This is a genomic window from Ornithobacterium rhinotracheale DSM 15997 (assembly GCF_000265465.1).
GTDB lineage: Bacteria > Bacteroidota > Bacteroidia > Flavobacteriales > Weeksellaceae > Ornithobacterium > Ornithobacterium rhinotracheale.
In genome coordinates, this window is the sequence record NC_018016.1 from 1 (window position 1) to 19,500 (window position 19,500).

Below are 19,500 nucleotides of genomic sequence, written 5' to 3' on the forward strand. Positions count from 1 at the left end.
TTAATTCATATACGAAAAAATAAATAAAAAATCAATAGCAAAACTCTTTTTTTTAATGGAAATTTTTTCACATTTTTGTCCCATGAAAACTCACCCCATTTTGGCAAGAGTTTTTATCGAGAGGTTTAACAAATATAAAAAAAATTCATGTCAGTAACAGCCGCTTCTGTATGGAGTAAATGTTTAGAATTTATTAAGGACAACATCAACTCTTCTGAATACGAAACTTGGTTTAAGCCTATTGAGGCTATCAAGCTAGATTCGGAGAGCCATGTTTTGACCATTCAGGTTCCTTCGGCATTCTATTATGAGTGGATCGAGGAGCATTATCTGAGCTTGGTGAGAACTGCGCTTGTTAAGGAGCTTGGTCCTAAGGCTAAACTAAACTACAGCGCGATGGTGGCTCAGAGTAAAAATACTTTGGGGTCTCCTGTTACGATGAGTATGCCGAGTAGCAACAAAACAAAAGTTAAACCTCAAGAGGTAAATGCACCTATTAAGAGTGAAGAAATCACAAACCCGTTTGCTATTCCAGGGATTCGTAAAATTAAGATCAACTCTCAATTGAATGATAATTTGAATTTTAATAACTTCATTCATGGAGAGCCTAATAACTTGGCTTATAGTGCAGGGAAAGCGGTGGCAAAAAATCCAGGGCTTACTTCGTTCAATCCCTTATTTATACATGGAGGTGTGGGACTTGGTAAAACGCACTTGGGGCATGCCATTGGTTTAGAAATAAAAGAAAATCATCCAGAAAAAACGGTTTTATATGTTTCTATGGAAAAGTTTTCTAACCAGTTTAGAACAGCGACTGTGAGCAATAATTACAGCGATTTTGTGAACTTTTACCAAATGATAGATGTTTTAATCATAGATGATGTTCAATTCTTATCAGGTAAAAAAGGAACACAAGATGTTTTCTTCCAAATTTTTGATGATTTGCACCGTCGTGGAAATCAATTGATTTTAACCTCAGACAAGCCGCCTGTGGCGATTCAAGATGTAGACCAGCGATTGATTTCTAGGTTTAAATGGGGGCTTTCTGCTGATTTGCAAACTCCAGACTTTGAGCTGAGAAAGAAAATTTTACACAGCAAATTAGAGCAAAACGGAATTGAACTTTCTGAGGAAGTAACCGATTTTATTGCTGAAAATATTAAAACAAACATTCGTGAGCTAGAAGGTGCGCTGAACTCGCTAATCGCACAATCGCTTTTAATTAAGAAAGAAATTACGCTAGAATTGGCAGAGCGTGTGCTTTCTAATTTGGTGAAAAATCAGCGAAAAGAAATCACGATTGATTATATTCAAAAAGTGGTGTGTGATTATTTCAAAGTTCCGATTGAAACCATTCAAGGAAAATCAAGAAAGAGCAACATTGCAGAGATTCGACATCTAGCCATGTATTTTGCAAGGACATATACCAATGAGTCGCTTGCAAGTATAGGGGAACAAATCGGAAATAGGGATCACGCGACTGTTCTCCACTCATGCAAAACCGCAAAAAATCTAATAGATACAGATAAAAGATTTAAATCTTATGTAGAAGATATCAAACGAAAAATAGGAGCAGAATAATGAAAACAGTACTTATGGTGTGCCTTGGCAACATTTGCCGTTCCCCTCTTGCCGAAGCCATTTTAAGATCAAAAATCGGGGACAGAGATATCAAAGTTGATTCCGCTGGTACGGGTGATTTCCACATAGGAGAGCGTCCAGATACTCGCGCTAAATCTATCGCACAGAAACATAATGTTTCCACAGAAGGTATTTTCTGTAGACAGTTTCAGGAAAGCGATTTTGATAATTTTGATGAAATCTATGCCATGGATACCGACAATTATAACAAATTGATGGATCTGGCTAGAAACAACAAAGATCAATACAAGATTGAATTGATTTTAAACCTAATTGAGCCAGGTGCCAATAAAAGTGTGCCAGACCCATATTATGGAACGCAAGAGGATTTTGAGCTTGTATTTGAGCTACTAGATAAAGCAACTGATGTCATTATCGAAAAATACGACCAAGAACACAAATAATCAGCCTTGCCTTTATTTAATTCCTACGCTACTGGGCGAGGATACGCAAGCGCAAGCTATACCACCTTATAATTTGCACATTATAGAGGAGCTTTGGTATTTTTGTGTAGAAAATGAAAAGTCTGCACGAAGATTCATCAAGAGCGTGGCACCCGAAAAAAAACAAGCTGATTTAAAAATTGAAATTTTAAATAAAAACACATCAGCCCAAGAGATTCCTTCTTTGCTAAAACCAATGCAGGAAGGATTCTCTATGGGCATTTTGTCTGAGGCTGGTATGCCTGGAATTGCCGATCCTGGAGCATTGCTTGTGCAAGCAGCACATCGTGCGGGCTTCAGAGTTGTTCCGTTGGTGGGGCCATCTTCTATCTTTTTGGCATTAGCTTCCTCTGGCTTTAATGGGCAAACTTTTACTTTTCACGGATATTTGCCTATCGATAAGAGAGAACGCCGCTCTGCGATTAAGCAAGTAGAGCAGGAGAGTATGCGCAAAAAAAGTGCAGAAATCTTCATAGAAACGCCTTATAGAAACAATAAAATGCTTGAGGATCTAATCTCTACATTAAATCCAAATACACAATTATGTGTGGCGTGCGATATTACTTTGCCTACCGAAATGATTTTTTCTGGCAGTGTGAAAGAATGGAAACAAAAAAAAGCAGATCTTCATAAAAGACCTGCTATTTTCATTATTCAAGCTTAATCTAAGATTATTTAGCTGGTGCTTGACCGATTAATTCCATGAATTGGTCTAAGTTAGGAAGAATGATGATTTCAGTTCTTCTGTTTTTAGATCTACCTTCAGCAGTACCGTTTGAAGCCACAGTGTTGTATTCTCCACGACCACCCGCTGTCATACGCTTAGGGTCTACACCAAATTTATCTTGTAATACTTTAACTACAGAAGCTGCACGCAACGCACTCAAATCCCAGTTGTTTCTGATGTTTGTTTTAGAAATTGGCACATTATCGGTGTTTCCTTCTACTAGCACATCATAGTCTGGATAATCTTTGATGATTTTAGCAATTTTAGATAAAACATCGTATGCTTGAGCGTTTACCTCGTAGCTACCAGAGTTATATAACATGTTGTCTGAAAGTGAGATAAATACCACACCTTTTTGAACTTGAACATCGATATCTCTTAATTCTTCACGAGACAATGAACGAGTTAAGTTATTGGTAAGTACCATGTTAAGTGAATCGCTTTTGCTCTTAGAGTCGATTAATTTTCTGATGTATTTGTTTGAGTTGTCGATTTGCTCGATTAATCTTGTAATGTTTACATTACCAGATTTTTGAGTGCTCATACATTGTTCTAGAGCGTTTTGCAAAGTAGCCAAGTTGCTGTCTTTGCTTTGTAACTGAGCACGTAAAGCATCGTTGTCGCTATTACATCTCACCAATTGATTTTGAGCAGATTGCTGAGCAGCATATACTTTCTCAAACTCAGATTGCAAATCATCATACTTTTTCTTGCTCACGCAGCTGGTCATCATTAAGGCAGCCAGCCCTGCCAATACCATCGTTTTTTTCATATGAATTCGAATTTTAAATAATTTAATTTCAAAAATAAACTCCTATAAAGATACGATTATTTTTTATTTTCAGCTTAAAAACCGATATTTTTGACTGTTTTTTATGATATCTTTAGTGTTAAATGCTATATTTGTGAAAGGAAAATTTAAAAACATAGAAAGAAAAACATGAGAATTACGCTTCTATGCATGGGCAAGACCGATGACAGAGAGATTGTATCGCTAATCGAGAAGTATGAAAAGCGATTGCCTAGGCATTTTAATTATACCCGTATTGAGCTACCCGATATCAAGAATAGAAAAAATCTAAACGAGGAGCAGCAAAAACTGGAGGAGGAAAAGTTGTTTTTAAGCAAAATCAACCCGACGGATTGTGTGGTGCTTTTAGATGAAAGGGGCAAGGAATACAGCTCTAAAAAGTTTGCCGAGTGGATTCAGACACAAGTTATGGCGGCTGTGGGACATCTGGTATTTGTAGTGGGCGGGCCTTATGGTTTTTCTACCAGCATGTACCAAAGAGGAAATGCTAGTATTTCACTTTCTAAAATGACATTTACGCACCAAATGGTAAGACTTTTCTTTACCGAACAAGTTTACAGAGCTTATACCATTTTGGAAGGAAAAAGCTATCATCATGATTAATCTAAACAATTTTAAAAATATATGAAAATAGAGAATTTAAATAACTACAAACTAAGCTATTGGGGAGCATTTGGTGTTTTCCTTTTTGTAGTGCTTATTGCTAATGTTGCCACATTGCCGTTTATTGCGTTGCAGCTTTTTCTGCATTTGTCCGATAGTTATATGATGGCTTTAGGATTTGGCGTAGGATTTGGCGTAGGCTTTGGCTCGGCAGCAATTTTTACAGCCATAATTTTGGGTTTAAATTTAAATCAGTTGCTAAGCTTTTTTGCCAAGTCTAAACACTTAAAGTATTTTGTCTTAGCAGTCTTAATCTATATCCCGACTTTGCCTATTTCTGAATTTTTAGCAGGACTGGTACCTACGGATTCTCCAGAATATTTGGCAAGGTGGTACGAGCAAATGGAAAGCACTTTTGAAGGGATTTTAAAAGATCCAATTCCCGCATTTATTTCTGTATCCATTTTAGCCCCATTGCTAGAAGAATTAATCTTTAGAGGTTTGATCCTGAGAGGATTATTAAATAGTGGGAAAAATCCATATTTTTCCATCATTTTTGTTTCTCTGTTATTTGGCTTGGCACACGGCAATCCTTGGCAATTCTTGGCAGCTGGATTTTTAGGATTTATCTTAGGTTTTATTTACTGGAGAACGAGAGATTTATGGATATGTATATTTCTTCATTTCTTTAATAATACCATTAGTTTTATTCTAACATCGATCATGGGCAAAGACTTGGACGACAATATTTTTGAACCAAATTATTTATTAATTTTTGCAGCAATTTTAGGCGTAGTAGCTACAATGTATTTATTTTATAAACAAACACAAAAAGACCAATTACAAAACATATGAAACTAGTATTTGCCACACACAATCAGCACAAAGTAGAGGAAGTGCAAAAAATGCTACCAGACTTTGAAATAGTATCGCTCACAGATATTGGATTTCATGACGAAATCGAAGAAACGGGTAAAACATTTGAAGAGAATGCAACCATTAAAGCAGAAGCTATCTACAAAGCAACAGGGCTGAATGTATTTTCAGACGATTCTGGAATCACTATCGAGGCTCTAGGCGGAGCTCCTGGCATTTATTCTGCACGCTATGCAGGAACGGGCAATGGTAGAGATAATATAGACAAAGTTTTGCTTAATATGGAGGGTGAGACCAATCGTAAAGCCGCTTTTGTCTGCGTGATTTGTTTATATATCAATGGCGAAAAAAAGATATTTGAAGGAATTGTGAACGGAGAAGTTTTACATCAAATTGAGGGCGAGAATGGCTTTGGTTACGACCCGATTTTTAAACCAGAGGGCTATGATTTAAATTTTGCCCAAATGCCTTTATCCGAGAAAAATAAAATATCGCATAGAGCTTTGGCTATCAGTGAATTAAAAAAATATCTGTTAAATTTCTTATAAGAATATTTTTTTGATTAAATTTGTAACAAATTCTAAAATCAATAAAAATATGAAAAAAATTATTTTAGCTTCATTCGTTCTTGTATCGCTAATTAGCTGTAAAAAAGAACCTAGTGGAAACAAAGATGTGTTGCCAGCAGAAGATGTAACTCCTCAAGATTCTGTAAATTCTCAAGTAGACACTATCCAAGTAGCTGCCTTGATAGATGATGATGGAAACTATATCTATGATGTAGGAACATTTCTAGACATCAATTTGCCAGATGGTACAGTGATTAATGTTGGATCAAATTCAACAGAAAGTAAATTATACAAAATGCTTTCAGATGACACCTTCAAGGTAAGTGATGATAAAACCCAAGGCTGGATTACTCTAGATGGGGTAACTTTTGCTAAAGGAAGTGCTAGCTTAAAAGATAGCTCTAAAAGACAAATAGACAATATTGCAGCTATTTTGAAAGCATATCCTAATGCCAAAGTTAAATTCGGAGGATATACAGACAATACTGGTTCTGCTGAGGCTAACCAAAAAATTTCTGCTGAAAGAGCAGAAGCTGTAATGAACGCTGTGATTGGTGATGGTATCGCTGCAGATAGATTGTCTGCAGAAGGGTATGGTCCAGAACATCCTGTATGCCCTGCAAATGATACAGATGTGTGCAAAGCCCAAAACAGACGAGTAGATTTGAGAGTTGTTCAAAAATAATCTAGACATTTTAGGTTAAACTAAAAAAGTGCAGAAATTTGATTTTCTGCACTTTTTATTTTTACTTATCTTAAAAAGAGGTTTTAGTCTACCACCTCGGCATATAAATCAAACTCAGTGGCGTCGGTAATTTTAGCATTTACAAATTCACCAATTGGCAAATAAGTCTCCTCCGCTGGGATTAAAACTTCATTATCCACATCGGGCGAATCAAATTCTGTGCGTCCCACAAAATAGTTACCTTCTTTTCGGTCGATTAAAACTTTAAAAATCTTTCCAATTTTTTCTTGGTTCAGTTCCCATGAAATTTGAGATTGAATTTCCATGATTTCCGCAACGCGTTGCTCTTTTACTTCTTGAGGTACATCATCTTCCATGTTGAAAGCGTGCGTGTTTTCTTCATGCGAATAGGTGAAACAGCCCAATCGGTCAAATCGTTGCGTTTTTACCCATTCTTTCATTAATTCAAAATCTTCTTCCGTTTCGCCAGGGAACCCACAGATTAAGGTAGTTCTAATTGCCATATTTGGCACTTTTTCACGGAATTTATCAAGCAATCTGTTGGTTTTTTCTTCCGTTGTACCACGGCGCATCGCTTTTAAAATAGGTGTAGAAATATGCTGCAATGGAATATCGATATAGTTACAAACCTTTGGTTCATTTTTAATCACATCTAGCACATCTTCTGGAAAGCCCGTCGGGAATGCATAATGCAAACGAATCCACTCAATTCCTTCTACTTTTACCAATTCTTTGAGCAAATCGGCAAGGGCTCTTTTGTTATAAATGTCAAGCCCATAATAAGTTAAGTCCTGAGCGATTAAAATTAATTCTTTGGTTCCGTTTTTAGCCAATTTTTTGGCTTCGGTCACCAAATCTTCAATTGGCGTAGATTTATGTGCTCCACGCATTAATGGAATGGCACAAAAAGCACAAGGTCTGTCGCAACCCTCCGCAATTTTTAAATAAGCATAATGGCGTGGCGTAGTCGTTAATCGTTCGCCCACGAGTTCATGCTTGTAGTCTGCCCCCAATGCCTTTAATAATAAAGGTAAATCTCTTGTTCCAAAATATTGGTTTACATCTGGGATTTCTTTTTCTAGATCGGGCTTATAGCGTTCAGAGAGACAGCCTGTTACAAAAACTTTTTCTACCAATCCGCGTTGTTTTAAATCCACGAAATTCAAAATAGTATTGATGGATTCTTCTTTCGCATTTTCGATAAAACCACAAGTGTTAATCACCACAATATCACCCGCTTGCTCGTGCACTACCTCTTTTCCGTTGGCTTTAAGTTGTCCCATTAAAACCTCAGAATCATAAATATTCTTTGAGCATCCGAGCGTTACGATGTTTATTTTCTTTCTTCCTGTGGATTTTGTACGCATAATTTTTTGGTATTAAAAAGCGGGCAAAGTTATTAATTTATTTTTGAATTGAAAGTTTTAAGAATCTTAAACCGATATAAATCATTTAAAAATATATCAAATCTTGCAATTGCCAAATTTATATCACTAAAAATTTCATAATATACTAAATCGTTTAATCTATATTTCTGAGTAAATAATGATCTTTTTCCTTGAGAATGCTCATCTATACGTCTATTTAAATCATTAGTTACACCAATATAGAAAGTAGTCCTTAGTTTATTGGAGACAATATAAAGATAGTAATTTTTCATTTTAAAATTAAATTTAGATTTTGAATTTAGTTTGGAATGTCAAAATATATCAAATTCCGATTTTTGCGTGATGTCACCTTGAATTTGATTCAGGGTCTTACTTAATAAATCACAGAGATTCTGAAATAAATTCAGAATGACAATCAGGGCGAAAAGCTTTGGATTCCGAATCGGAGTTTAGAATGATAAAATATATCAAATTCCGTTTTTTTGCGTTGTGTCACCTTGAATTTGATTCAGGGTCTTACTTAATAAATCACAGAGATTCTGAAATAAATTCAGAATGACAATCAGGGCGAAAAGTTTTGGATTCCGAAACGAGTTCGGAATGATAAAATATATCAAATTCCGATTTTTCACGTGGTGTTTACCCTGAACTTGATTCATAATAAACGGAGATTCTGAAATAAATTCAGAATGACAATTGGAGTGAAAAGTTTTGGATTCCGAAACGAGTTCGGAATGATAAAATATATCAAATTCCGTTTTTAGCTAAATTAATCTTCGTCGTCGTCTTCCTTGAATAAATCTACTTTAGGGTCTGAAAATTCTTTATTGCTAAATCTTTCGTAAGTGAGTAGGAGCGAAGGGAGCAAAATCAAATTAGCAAACATCGCCATGAGCAGGGTCAAAACGACCAGACCGCCCAAGGCTACAATCCCATTAAAGCCACTGAACATAAACACGCCAAATCCTGCAAATAAAATCACCGAAGTGTAGAACATGCTACTGCCCACATGCTCCATGGATTCGGCAACGGAAAGGCTAATGCTTTCGTATTTTTTCAAGTCTTGACGATAACGCGCCAAAAAGTGAATCGTATCGTCCACCGCAATACCAAATGCAATACTGAACACCAAAATAGTGGAAGGCTTGATAGGGATACCCAAATAGCCCATGAACCCTGCTGTGGTGAGTAGTGGTAAAATGTTAGGTAACAAAGCAATAAACACCATTTGTGGGGAACGGAACATAAATGCCATAAATACCGAAATCATTAAAATCGCAATGGAAATAGAAATGAATAAATTATGAGTCAAGTATTTAGTCCCTTCTTGAAACACAAACGCCATACCCGTAACATAAGTTTTATAACGCCCATCTGGGAAAATTTGTTTTAATTTATCTTGAATGTGCTGTGTGCTGAACGCCAAAACATCGCTATCCATATTGCTTAAAAGCGTGGTTACGCGTGCTTTGCTTTTGGTGGAATCGAGATAGCTGTTTAGCATATGCTCGTTGCCACCTTTAGACTTTTTAATTTCGCCCAAAATAAAACTACGCTCTTGGCGTGTTGGCAATTGATAAAAAGCTGAATCGTTATTATAATAAGCCTGCTTTGCCATTTTCACCAAAGGCACAATCGAAAGCGGTTTAGATGAAATGTTTAAGCTATCGATATATTCACTAAATTGATCAAGTTTTTGTAGATTTTCTATGGAAGTTACGCCATTTGGTCGTTTGGTATCTACAACGATTTCAAGTGGCAAAACACCTCCAAATTCTTTATCAAAAAAGCTGATTTCTTTGTAAAAATCGGTATTTTTAGACATATCATCTAGAATGTTTCCGCTACTTTTCATCAATGAAATTCCAATGAATGAAAGCACCAAAAGCCCCGCAACAGTAAGGTAAACTTTTTTGCGATGATTGGCAATAATGTCTTCTATAAATAGAAAAACTTTATTAGTCCAATTGAATGATAAATGCGAAAGTTCTTTCTCCTTTGGTTCTGGGAAGTAGCTCAAAAGTGTAGGCACAATCAAGAAAGATAAAAAGAAAATTCCTACAATGTTTAATGAAGATACAATCCCAAATTCCTGCAAAGTTTTGCTATCGGTAAATAGGAAAGTAAAGAATCCAAACGCCGTAGTAAGATTGGTGAGAATTGCCGCATTTCCCACATGCACAATCATGCGGTGTAGTGCTTTAATTTTGTTTTTGTGCACCACATATTCCTTTTGGTATTTGTTGATGAGATAAATGCAGTTGGGGATTCCAATCACAATTAACAAAGGCGGAACGAGTGCTGTAAGAATTGTAATATCGTAACCCAAAAATGCCATCAAAGCAAAACATGTAGTTACCGCACACGCCACTACGGCAACGGCAATTAGCGTGTTTCTGAGCGAACGATAGAAATACAGAAACAGCAAGCAAGTCACGAGCAGAGATGCTCCAATAAAAGTAAAAGATTCGCTTTTCACCGCTTGGGAATTCATGGTTCGGATGACGGGCATGCCCGATAAATACAGCGGAATCTGCGTTTGCTCTTCAAATTCCTCGACCCAATCGTTGATTTGCAAAGTTTCCTTAGCTCGTTCGGGCGAATTCATGATCTCATCATCAATATATACCAAAATTTCTTTGGCGTTGTTTTTTGTATTATACAAAATTCCATTATAAAACGGAAAATTCTCTAATTGTTTAAGCTCCTGATCATAATTCTCGTTGGGAGAGATAATTTTTTCGGTTTTAAATCCTCCGTTCACTGTATCGCGTACCAGTTTTATTGCATCTTCCATCGAGAAAACCGATTTCACACCATTGAGTGTGGCAATTTTTTGTTGCAATTGTTTAAAGGCGTCATAATTCGGTTTTTCGTGCATTTTTTCGTCATCATACCCAATGACGATCACATTGCTCTCGTTCCCAAAAGTGTGCTGAAAATCGCGCAAATTTACCATTGCAGGGTCTGATGAAGGCAGGAGTTGAGCACTTGTGGTCGAGAATTTTACGCCATAAGTCATTGAAATATAGACTAAGGCGACTAAGTATATAACGAGAGAAATAAGAATATAAGCTCTATTTCTAAGAATAAACGAAGCAATTTTATTCCACATAGGGATTGTTTTTATTAATGTATAATGCTGGCAAATATACACTAATTCATAGGGGGAAACTTAGATTTAAGAGAATTTAAATAAATTGGGGAGTGATATTTAAAAAATGATAAAATTACATTTAAATAAAATTGAAAATCAAATAAGTATATTTTTTGAGACAAAAAAGACGAAAAAATATTTGTGATATAAAAAAATAAGTTATTATATTTGCATTCCTTTTGAACGGCGAGGTAGCTCAGTTGGTTAGAGCGTCGGATTCATAACCCGGAGGTCGGCAGTTCGATTCTGCTCCTCGCTACATAGCAAAACCATTGAAAATCATAATTTTCAATGGTTTTTTTTGTTTTCATGAGTTTTTACTGATGAGTACAAAACTGAGTACTAAGTGAATGAGATAAATTATTGAAAAAAAAAGGCTTAAAATATTAATTTTAAGCCTTATGATTTTATTTTGTTGTTTCGTCCAAGCACTCCCAAAATGCCCTTAAAAGTTTTACTATCTCAACATTCTATCGATTGATAAATGAAATTCCTACATATGCTTTTTGCGCGCCTACACGTAATCCGTTTGCGGGCAATATTGCCAAATGCCAAATACCATCTATAATACTAAAATCATACCCCATAATACCACCTTCGTGCTCAAAATGTGTTATTATTGGAAAGAAATTTTTTGCACTTACTTGTAAGGTGTAAAGGGTATTTGCTTCGAATAAGCCTAAAATGGTTTGTGGAGTTTCTGGAGCTGTAGTTAATGTTCCATCTTCTTTTACGGCAACAGGCTTTATAGTTTCTTCACTTGTTGCTGTGGAGGAATACAAATCTTTTATTTTCACATTGCCTTCAGAAATCTCTAATTTTTCAGTAGGAGTAGAGGTTCCTATCCCCACATTTCCATTTCCTTCAAAAGATAGGTTGTTTCCATTCATTTTCACAACGCGATTGGTAGGTAAAGTCCCATCTCCTGAATATAAGGTAACTTCGTTACTGGTGCTAGTGCTGGCTCCTATTTTTGTCCATTTTTTGGTAGAAGTATCAAAGTAGTAAAAACCTTTTCCTTGAATTTGAGAGGCTGTGTTGTTTCCAGTTACACCATCTGTGATATATACCAAAGTAGACTCTGGAACTTCTTCGCCCATCGTTTCAGCCCTTTGGGTAGTTACTCGGGGAATTAAAACTCCTTCTATGCCATTTTCTTTTTTAGAAGTTTGAATTTCTACCGTAGCTTTAGGGGCGGTAGTATTGATTCCCACTTGAGCAAATGATAGTGAGAAAAATAAGTTAAATGAAATAATTGCTGTGTATTTAAGACTTTTCATATATGTATTTTTTTAAACAAGCCCGCAAAACTATAGCAAATTTTAAATCTCACGAAAAAAGTTGATTGTATTCTTTATGAATTTAGGGTTTTTAACCTTATGGGGGAAGAACTATATTTTATTTTTATTTTAATTATTTGTTTTTCAGTTGAATTATATGCAATCTATTAAGGCGTATTTATAAAAAAAAGACTTAAAAATAAGTATTTTAAGTCTTTTTGATATTATATTGTTACTTCATTTAGACATTCCAAAATGATTTGGCAGCCTTTTTCGATTTCCTCCATGCTAATTGTGAGTGGTGGTGTAATGCGCAGGAATTGAGTCTCGTACAGAAGCCAAAACAGAATTAATCCTTTTTTCATCGCCAAAGCCGAAACTTTTTGAACGATTTGTTCGTTTTCGAGCTCAAGAGCGAGCATCAGCCCTTTGCCTGGAAATGATTTAATGGCAGGGTGCACCAGTAATTTTCTAAACAAATCTTCTTTTGCCTGAATGTCTTGAATATATGAGCCTTTATGCAGTTCTTGCATGGTAGCCAATGCCGCTGCTGCCACAACGGGGTTTCCGCCAAAAGTTGTGATATGCCCTAATTTAGGATTGGCTTGGAGTTTTTTCATGTGTGCGGCAGAAGCCACAAAAGCACCAATCGGCAAGCCACCCGCCATGCCTTTTCCTAAAACCAAAATATCGGGTACCACACCATAATGTTCAAAGGCAAACCATTTGCCTGTGCGTCCAAAACCTGGTTGAATTTCGTCTAAAATCAAAAGAGCACCTACCTCTTCGCAGCGTTGTTTCACACGCTTTAGCCAGCCGTTGTGTGGCTGAATAAAGCCTGCCGCACCTTGAATGGTTTCTAAAATTACACCCGCTGTTTTTTCTGTAATGCGCTGAATGTCTTCTTCGTTATTAAACTGAATAAAATGCACATCGGGTAACAACGGACGGAATGCTCGTTTAAAATCTTCGTTTCCGCTCACGCTCAATGCTCCGTGCGTGTTTCCGTGATACGCCATTTTTGCCGAAATAATTTCTTGTCTGCCCGTTACGCGTTTAGCCAACTTTAAGCTGGCGTCAATCGCCTCGGCACCCGAGTTTACAAGATAAGTCACTTCGAGTGGATCGGGTAGCGTTTCCGCTAAAAGCTTGCAGAGTGCCACGGGCTTTTCTTGTGCATATTCGCCATACACCATCACATGCAAGTGCTTGTTTACTTGGTCTATAATTGCCTGATTGATTCGCTCGTTGCCATGTCCTAAAGTGTTGGCAGATACGCCCGCTTCAAAATCTAAATAAGCCTTGCCATCAGTGCCAAAAATATAATTTCCCTTGGCGTGCGAAACTTCAAACCCAGAAGCAAACGCAGTGGTTTGTGCTTGGTATTTAAAAAAATCTTCTCTCATTTTATCTAGTTAAAAAATAAATAATTCCGCCCATCAAAGCGTAACTTGTAAAGGTAAGTGCATCGCTACGCCCACGAGAAAATACACGATTTTCTACCGAGCTAATTTGATTTTTATTGAATTTTAAAGTCTTTTTCTTGAATCCGATTGTTTCAGTTTTTAAGGAATCACCTTCCCATGCAATGGCTTTTATTTTGTATGAAACTCCATCGCTTATTATTTTGTATCTATGTTGTGGCTCAATTTGTTTTTCGATAGATGTTTGAGCCTCTTTTGAGTCGCTTGGTCTATAAATGTAGCAACTGCAAAGGGTGCAGAGGCTAAATAATAAAAATATATTTTTCATCTTTTCGTGTTTAGTAAATTCATGATTTTTTCGGCAGATTTTCTGCGCGAAAAATCTTGAATGCTAGCATAATTATCCCGCAAATCTAATTGATTTTCTTTGAACTTTTGGTATAAATCATCAAGATAATGATTTAAACTTTTAGCATCATTTCGTTTAAAAATTTTGCCCGCTTTGGTTTGGTGTAAGAGTGTCGCCAAATCGCTGTCGGGATCGCCCAGACATAAAATCTCTCTGCCCGTCGCTAGATATTCAAAAAATTTCCCAGGAATGATTCCTTTTTGGTTTTCGGTATCGTTGATAAGCAAGAGCAAGACATGGCTTTTGCACATTTCTTGTATGGCTTCGTCGTGTGCCAAATAGGGAACGAATTGTGTGCATTGCGCCAAGTTTTTTAAAGCTAAAATTTCTTCTTTTACTTCGCTGGCAATATTGCCAATTAGGTTTAAATTAAATTGTTGGCAAAATTCGTTTTCTTGGCATTTTTGATCTAAAAGTTGCCACAAAACCGACGGACTTCTGTCGTGATTTAAAGAGCCTAAATAATTAACAGTTAATTTTTTATTTAATTTAATTAAATCAATACTTTTAAAATCAGCTTCGTCATAAGCATTGTAAACTACCTCTACATTTCTGCCCCCAATTTGTGCTAAATCACTCGCCCAAGTGGGCGAAACGGTGGTTACAATATCGGCTTTAGAAATTACTTCTTTTTCTAATTTTTTGTGTTTTTTCAATGCCCAACGAGTTAGTGGGAGTTTGCCGAAATAATCAATATCTGTCCATGGATCACGGAAATCTGCCAGCCATTTTAAATGCGGAAATTTCTGTTTTAATTCAAGGGCAATTAAATGGCAAGTATGCGGCGGCCCCGTGCTGATGATTGCATCAAAATCGTTTAAATTCAGTTTTTTTAAACATTCTTTCACTGCAGAATTTTTCCAAAAAATGCGTGCATCTGGAACGAATAAATTAGCTCTAATCCACAACGAAATTTTAGATAAAAAAGATTGTTTTTTGCTCGGCTCGATTTGTCCTTTTTGGTATTGCTTGTTTTTAGGATTTATTTTTTGGGCTAAAGCGTATGGTTCCCAAATCGGTGTTGTGATAACTTCAATATTGGGTGCGACATCTTTTTGCAAAGTTTCGTCTAAAATCGGGTAGGCAGCCCCTTGTGGAACAAGTACACTGAGCGAACAATCTTTGGATAAAAATTTACTCATTTTAAGCCATCGTTGCACGCCAGCACCGCCAGAAGGAGGCCAATAATAGGTGATTAAGAGTACCTTTTGCATAGGGCGTTTTTTTTATTATAGAAAGAGGCTAAAGTTTGAAATAATAGGAGGGGCAACAGATTTTGTAACCTTTAATCTTACATCCTTAACTAAGTAAGTTTTAGGTAATTTGATGATTCTTTTGTGTCCCACGGATTCACCTTCGGCAATTTTCACCCAGCGATTTTTGATTTTGGCTTCGATTATAAATTCTCTGATTCTTTCTCCTTTAGCTATATCTTCTTGAATAATGATTTTTTGGATTTTTTCAGGATTTTTCAATCGGATTGAAAGCGTTTTGCCCGTTCCTTTTTGTGAGGCGATAGGATTCCCATACGCTTGCTGAATGGCTTCCCCAAACTCTCTTAAACGCTTTACATCGCCAGCATCAAGCAGCCCGTCTGGATTAGGTGTGAGTCCTAAAATCAGTGTAGAGTTTCTCCCAACCGATTTTTCATACATATCCATCAAGTGGGCGAGTGGGTACACTGCCTCTTCGTCATCTGGCTCCCAAAACCACTCGTGTCGCCCATTGTAGCCCCTAAGCGGAGAGTCTGCCATGGCAGGAACAAAATATTTTCCGTTTGGGTCTCCGTGTTTTAACAGAGATTGATAGGCTTTTTGAGTGTCGTTGTTTTTGTTATGAGAAAATGGCGTAGGAAAACTTGAATAATTAGGATAGCCCACTGTGCCAGATTCAGAGCCACCCCATCGGAAATCGGCGCGGTCTACATTGTGATAAAAAAGGCAATTCGGATTATTTTTGCTTACAATTGGCTCTACATCGGGTCCTAAATCTCTTGGATCATCGGCACCTCCATCAAACCAAACGGTAAATAAATCGCCATAGCGAGAGGTGAGTTCGTGAGTCATGCCCTCGCACATTTTTTTGTACCATTCTTGTCTTCTTTTGGCAAATTCTCCACCGCCTTCTGCTTTGAAATTGTGAATGCCTAAAAATGAATTCCAACGGATTCCAATATAAATTCCTGGTTTTATTCCATATTTTCTACAAGAATTTACAAAATCTCGCACAATATCTCCTTTCCCGTCTTGAAATTTTAAAGCTTTCATACAATACGGGTTTACATCGCTTTGGTAAAGGGCAAATCCCGTTTCGTGCGTTGCTGTAAGGATAGCAAATTTAGCCCCCATGGCTTTGGCGGTAGCAATCCACTGATCGGTGTCTAAATGTTTAGGATTAAATATATTATAGTCTGGAATAGGCGTGATTCTATTTCCTCCTTGTCCATATTTTTCATTATCAAAAACATGTAAATCATAATGGAAAACCACTCCTAATTCAGCGTTTAAAAAATCAAGTTGATTCGGTTTTGGAATTGGGATATTTTGTGCTTTAATCAAGCTAAAGCACACTAGAAATACGGCAAAAATTGTTTTTTTTATTGTTTTCATTTAAAGTCTTTTTGTCTAAATTTTATTGAAAAAATAGGCTATTTCTTCGGTGAAAATATCAATAGGCAAACTGTGCTCCATTTGGTTGCGCCAATGAATTTCCATTGGAGCATTTTTTAAGTCATCTGAATTTAAAATTTTAAAACTCTCTAGCGGAGGCACCACTTTGTCTTGTGCTCCAATCACGACTTGCAAGAATTTTTCTCTCGGGGCAAGTTTTGGCAAATCGATGTAATTTTTGGCAAAAGGCAAGGCTGGATTAAATAAAATTGCAGGAATTTGCAAAATCCCCGATAAATAATAACCGAGCAATCCGCCCGCACTTGACCCCACAATTAGATCCACCGATTTATATTTTTCTACAAAAATATTTAATAAATCAGGCGTTCCTTCATAGTCGATAGATGGAGCAAGTATCTCTACATCGTAGCTTTGTAGTGCTTCTCGGCGATCGTCGTGCAAGCAAGAATTAAGCCCATGCAAATATAAAAGTGTTTTCATTTTTTAATGTTTTTTGGATTGAACGCCACAAAAATCAAGAACGATTTTATCTTTTAAGTCTAAATTTTCAAACTCATCGTGTGCTACCAAAATAGCGATAATATCTGCTTTTTCAATGGCTTCTTGATACGGCGTGAGTTTAAATATCTTGTGAGTGGCAATGTTGGGTTCTACAATGTAATAATCCTCGTCTTGTGCATCTTGCAAAACTTTTTGCACAATATATTTGGCAGGAGATTCTCGCAAATCATCAATATTGGGTTTAAAGGCTAAACCTAAAAGTGCAATGGCGGGAGATTTTCCGTTTTTTATCTCAAAATCTTTCCTTGCTTTTTTGATTTGTTCTGCACACCAAAAGGATTTATAATTATTGATTTCTCGTGCTTTGCCGATTAATTGAGATTCCATCGGGAAGTCTGACAAAATAAAGTAAGGATCCACCGCAATGCAATGGCCGCCCACACCACACCCAGGGTTTAGGATATTTACGCGCGGGTGCTTGTTGGCAAGTTGAATGAGTTCCCAAACATCGATGTCTGCCTTTTCACAAATCAATGAAAGCTCGTTGGCAAATGCGATTTGCACATCGCGTGAGGAGTTTTCGGTGAGTTTGCACATTTCGGCAGTTTTGGCATTGGTTGCGTGCAATTCGCCTTGCACAAATTGCGTGTAAAACTGCATGGCTTTTTCTGTTGCTTTCTCTGTTGTGCCACCAATCACACGATCGTTGTAAATCAATTCGTGCAAAATGTTGCCAGGCAACACACGCTCTGGGCAATACGCAAAATGGATTTGATTCTTTAATTCTGGACGAAGGCTAAAAACTAAATTTTGCATTCGTTCAGTCGTGCCAATGGGCGAAGTCGATTCAATGATGACTAAATCTTCTGGCTGCAAATGTGGTGTAATGTTTTCAATCGCTTTTTCTACAAACGAAGTATCGGGCTGGTGGTTTTCCTTAAATGGCGTAGGCACCACAACCAGATAGGTTTTGGCTTGAATGATCTCTGTACTAGCTTGCAATTTTTGACTTTTCACCGCTTGGGCTACCATGTCTTTTAAATCAGGTTCAAAAATATGAATTTCCCCACGATTGATGGTTTGTACCACATCATCATTAATGTCTACGCCCCACACATTCAGTCCTTTATTGGCTAAAACAGCGGCGGTGGGCAATCCAATATAGCCTAAACCTACAATTACAACATCTGCCTTCATTGGTTTAAATTTTCTGTAAAGTTAATGATTTTTTCGCAGGCTTTGCCATCACCATAAGGGTTGTGCAAATTGCTCATTTGTGCATAAAAAGCGGTATTGTCTAGCAATCGAGAAGTTTCATTAATTATTTTTTGCGTATCGGTACCTACAAGAATCACGGTTCCGTGTTCCAAAGCCTCTGGACGCTCGGTGGTGTTTCGTGTTACTAAGACGGGCTTGCCTAAACTCGGTGCTTCTTCTTGAATGCCCCCGCTATCGGTAATTATGATTTTGGATTGATTCATCAGCCAAATAAAATCTTGATAGGCGAGTGGTGGAACTAGTAAAATATTTTCTGTATTGCCCAAAAGTTCCTGAACAGGTTCTTTGATTTTAGGATTTAAATGTACGGGATAAATAAAACGCTTTTCTGGGTATTTTTGAGCCAAAGCAAGAATGGCTCGACAAATGTTTTGAATGCCTGTACCGTGATTCTCTCGGCGATGTCCCGTGATTAAAATTATTTCTTGATTTTTAATTTTATCAATTAAATCTTGATGAACGATACTAGGATTTTGTTTAATTTTCTCTACCGATTGCATCAACGCATCGATGACGGTGTTGCCCGTAACGATGATATTTTTTTCGGCAATCCCTTCGTTGATTAAATTCTGTTTGGCGCGTGGCGTGGGCGCAAAATGATATTGTGCTATGCGAGCCGTTATTTGGCGATTCATCTCCTCGGGAAAAGGCGAAGCTAAATTATAGGTGCGTAATCCCGCTTCAATGTGGCACACGGTGATTTGCTGATAAAAACTTGCCAATGCTGCCGCCATGCTTGTGGTGGTGTCGCCGTGCACAAAAACGAAATCGGGCTGAAAATCATCTAAAACCGATTTTAGCTGAATTAAGATTTCTGCCGTAAGCTGATTTAGATTTTGCCCTGGTCGCATTAAATTTAAATCATAATCAGGTGTAATTTGGAAAAAATCCAGCACTTGGTCGAGCATTTCTCGGTGTTGTGCTGTAACGCACACTCGGGTTTCAAAATTTTGCATATCATTTTGAAAGCCTTTTACGAGTGGAGCCATTTTGATGGCTTCGGGGCGCGTTCCAAATACGATTAAGATTTTCTTCATAATGCGAATATACATTTTTT

Annotated in this window: 19 protein-coding genes and 1 tRNA gene; 8 read left to right on the forward strand and 12 right to left on the reverse strand. The window is 37.1% G+C overall.

The window, feature by feature from the left end; genetic code table 11:
• Nucleotides 1-147: 147 nt before the first annotated feature.
• Genes dnaA through ORNRH_RS00015 form a run of 3 tightly spaced genes read left to right on the forward strand, consistent with a single transcriptional unit; the run spans nucleotide 148 to nucleotide 2,748 of the window.
• Nucleotides 148-1,581 (forward strand): chromosomal replication initiator protein DnaA, encoded by a 1,434-nt coding sequence (gene dnaA, locus ORNRH_RS00005; RefSeq protein WP_014789864.1) that lies wholly within the window; start codon nucleotides 148-150, stop codon nucleotides 1,579-1,581.
• Nucleotides 1,581-2,045 carry a low molecular weight protein-tyrosine-phosphatase gene (locus ORNRH_RS00010; protein ID WP_014789865.1) on the forward strand — a complete coding sequence of 155 codons (465 nt, stop codon included), beginning with the start codon at nucleotides 1,581-1,583 and terminating at the stop codon, nucleotides 2,043-2,045. The genes dnaA and ORNRH_RS00010 overlap by 1 nt, the downstream gene beginning before the upstream one ends.
• Entirely contained in the window at nucleotides 2,008-2,748 is a 741-nt protein-coding gene (locus tag ORNRH_RS00015; RefSeq protein ID WP_014789866.1) for an SAM-dependent methyltransferase, read from the forward strand. The genes ORNRH_RS00010 and ORNRH_RS00015 overlap by 38 nt, the downstream gene beginning before the upstream one ends.
• A gap of 7 nt (nucleotides 2,749-2,755) precedes the next feature.
• On the opposite strand, the gene ORNRH_RS00020 is transcribed toward ORNRH_RS00015, so the two are convergent.
• Nucleotides 2,756-3,583: an OmpA/MotB family protein gene (locus ORNRH_RS00020; protein ID WP_014789867.1), complete on the reverse strand. Its 828-nt coding sequence runs from the start codon at nucleotides 3,581-3,583 to the stop codon at nucleotides 2,756-2,758.
• 168 nt (nucleotides 3,584-3,751) lie between these two features.
• Between ORNRH_RS00020 and rlmH the strand changes: the two genes are divergently transcribed.
• The 4 genes from rlmH to ORNRH_RS00040 are packed head-to-tail and all read left to right on the forward strand — an operon-like array spanning nucleotide 3,752 to nucleotide 6,355.
• Nucleotides 3,752-4,225 (forward strand): 23S rRNA (pseudouridine(1915)-N(3))-methyltransferase RlmH, encoded by a 474-nt coding sequence (gene rlmH, locus ORNRH_RS00025; protein ID WP_014789868.1) that lies wholly within the window; start codon nucleotides 3,752-3,754, stop codon nucleotides 4,223-4,225.
• 21 nt (nucleotides 4,226-4,246) lie between these two features.
• The gene (locus tag ORNRH_RS11450; protein ID WP_014789869.1) at nucleotides 4,247-5,080 is read left to right on the forward strand and encodes a CPBP family intramembrane glutamic endopeptidase; all 834 of its coding nucleotides are present in this window, start codon (nucleotides 4,247-4,249) and stop codon (nucleotides 5,078-5,080) included.
• Entirely contained in the window at nucleotides 5,077-5,649 is a 573-nt protein-coding gene (gene rdgB, locus ORNRH_RS00035; protein WP_014789870.1) for an RdgB/HAM1 family non-canonical purine NTP pyrophosphatase, read from the forward strand. Before ORNRH_RS11450 ends, rdgB begins: the two co-directional genes overlap by 4 nt.
• Before the next feature lie 49 nt (nucleotides 5,650-5,698).
• On the forward strand, nucleotides 5,699-6,355 hold the full coding sequence (locus ORNRH_RS00040) for an OmpA family protein (RefSeq protein WP_014789871.1): 657 nt from the start codon (nucleotides 5,699-5,701) through the stop codon (nucleotides 6,353-6,355).
• Nucleotides 6,356-6,438: 83 nt separating this feature from the next.
• Here the strand turns inward: ORNRH_RS00040 and rimO are convergent, their stop codons facing one another.
• The 3 genes from rimO to ORNRH_RS00060 all read right to left on the reverse strand — a co-directional run bounded on the left by rimO (nucleotide 6,439) and on the right by ORNRH_RS00060 (nucleotide 10,879).
• A complete protein-coding gene (gene rimO, locus ORNRH_RS00045; protein WP_014789872.1) occupies nucleotides 6,439-7,743 on the reverse strand; it encodes a 30S ribosomal protein S12 methylthiotransferase RimO in 1,305 nt (434 codons plus the stop codon).
• Nucleotides 7,744-7,775: 32 nt separating this feature from the next.
• On the reverse strand, nucleotides 7,776-8,036 hold the full coding sequence (locus ORNRH_RS12585; protein ID WP_014789873.1) for a GIY-YIG nuclease family protein: 261 nt from the start codon (nucleotides 8,034-8,036) through the stop codon (nucleotides 7,776-7,778).
• 497 nt (nucleotides 8,037-8,533) lie between these two features.
• Nucleotides 8,534-10,879 carry an efflux RND transporter permease subunit gene (locus ORNRH_RS00060; protein ID WP_014789874.1) on the reverse strand — a complete coding sequence of 782 codons (2,346 nt, stop codon included), beginning with the start codon at nucleotides 10,877-10,879 and terminating at the stop codon, nucleotides 8,534-8,536.
• A gap of 227 nt (nucleotides 10,880-11,106) precedes the next feature.
• On the opposite strand from ORNRH_RS00060, the gene ORNRH_RS00065 reads away from it, so the two are divergent.
• A tRNA-Met gene (locus tag ORNRH_RS00065) sits at nucleotides 11,107-11,180 on the forward strand.
• Nucleotides 11,181-11,391: 211 nt separating this feature from the next.
• Here the strand turns inward: ORNRH_RS00065 and ORNRH_RS11455 are convergent.
• The 8 genes from ORNRH_RS11455 to wecB all read right to left on the reverse strand — a co-directional run bounded on the left by ORNRH_RS11455 (nucleotide 11,392) and on the right by wecB (nucleotide 19,480).
• Nucleotides 11,392-12,201, reverse strand: a complete 810-nt coding sequence (locus ORNRH_RS11455; protein ID WP_014789875.1) for a hypothetical protein — start codon at nucleotides 12,199-12,201, stop codon at nucleotides 11,392-11,394.
• A 224-nt stretch (nucleotides 12,202-12,425) separates the two neighbouring features.
• On the reverse strand, nucleotides 12,426-13,607 hold the full coding sequence (locus ORNRH_RS00075) for an aspartate aminotransferase family protein (RefSeq protein WP_014789876.1): 1,182 nt from the start codon (nucleotides 13,605-13,607) through the stop codon (nucleotides 12,426-12,428).
• Between the two features lies 1 nt (nucleotide 13,608).
• On the reverse strand, nucleotides 13,609-13,953 hold the full coding sequence (locus tag ORNRH_RS00080; RefSeq protein ID WP_014789877.1) for a hypothetical protein: 345 nt from the start codon (nucleotides 13,951-13,953) through the stop codon (nucleotides 13,609-13,611).
• Nucleotides 13,950-15,248, reverse strand: coding sequence for a glycosyltransferase family protein (locus ORNRH_RS00085; protein ID WP_014789878.1), 1,299 nt, complete (start codon nucleotides 15,246-15,248; stop codon nucleotides 13,950-13,952). Before ORNRH_RS00085 ends, ORNRH_RS00080 begins: the two co-directional genes overlap by 4 nt.
• 15 nt (nucleotides 15,249-15,263) lie before the next feature.
• On the reverse strand, nucleotides 15,264-16,643 hold the full coding sequence (locus ORNRH_RS00090; RefSeq protein WP_014789879.1) for an alpha-L-fucosidase: 1,380 nt from the start codon (nucleotides 16,641-16,643) through the stop codon (nucleotides 15,264-15,266).
• Nucleotides 16,644-16,658: 15 nt separating this feature from the next.
• On the reverse strand, nucleotides 16,659-17,144 hold the full coding sequence (locus tag ORNRH_RS00095; RefSeq protein ID WP_014789880.1) for a YqiA/YcfP family alpha/beta fold hydrolase: 486 nt from the start codon (nucleotides 17,142-17,144) through the stop codon (nucleotides 16,659-16,661).
• Nucleotides 17,145-17,147: 3 nt separating this feature from the next.
• Nucleotides 17,148-18,362: a UDP-N-acetyl-D-mannosamine dehydrogenase gene (gene wecC, locus ORNRH_RS00100; protein ID WP_014789881.1), complete on the reverse strand. Its 1,215-nt coding sequence runs from the start codon at nucleotides 18,360-18,362 to the stop codon at nucleotides 17,148-17,150.
• Nucleotides 18,359-19,480: a non-hydrolyzing UDP-N-acetylglucosamine 2-epimerase gene (gene wecB, locus ORNRH_RS00105; RefSeq protein ID WP_014789882.1), complete on the reverse strand. Its 1,122-nt coding sequence runs from the start codon at nucleotides 19,478-19,480 to the stop codon at nucleotides 18,359-18,361. Before wecB ends, wecC begins: the two co-directional genes overlap by 4 nt.
• Between the last annotated feature and the right edge of the window lie 20 nt (nucleotides 19,481-19,500).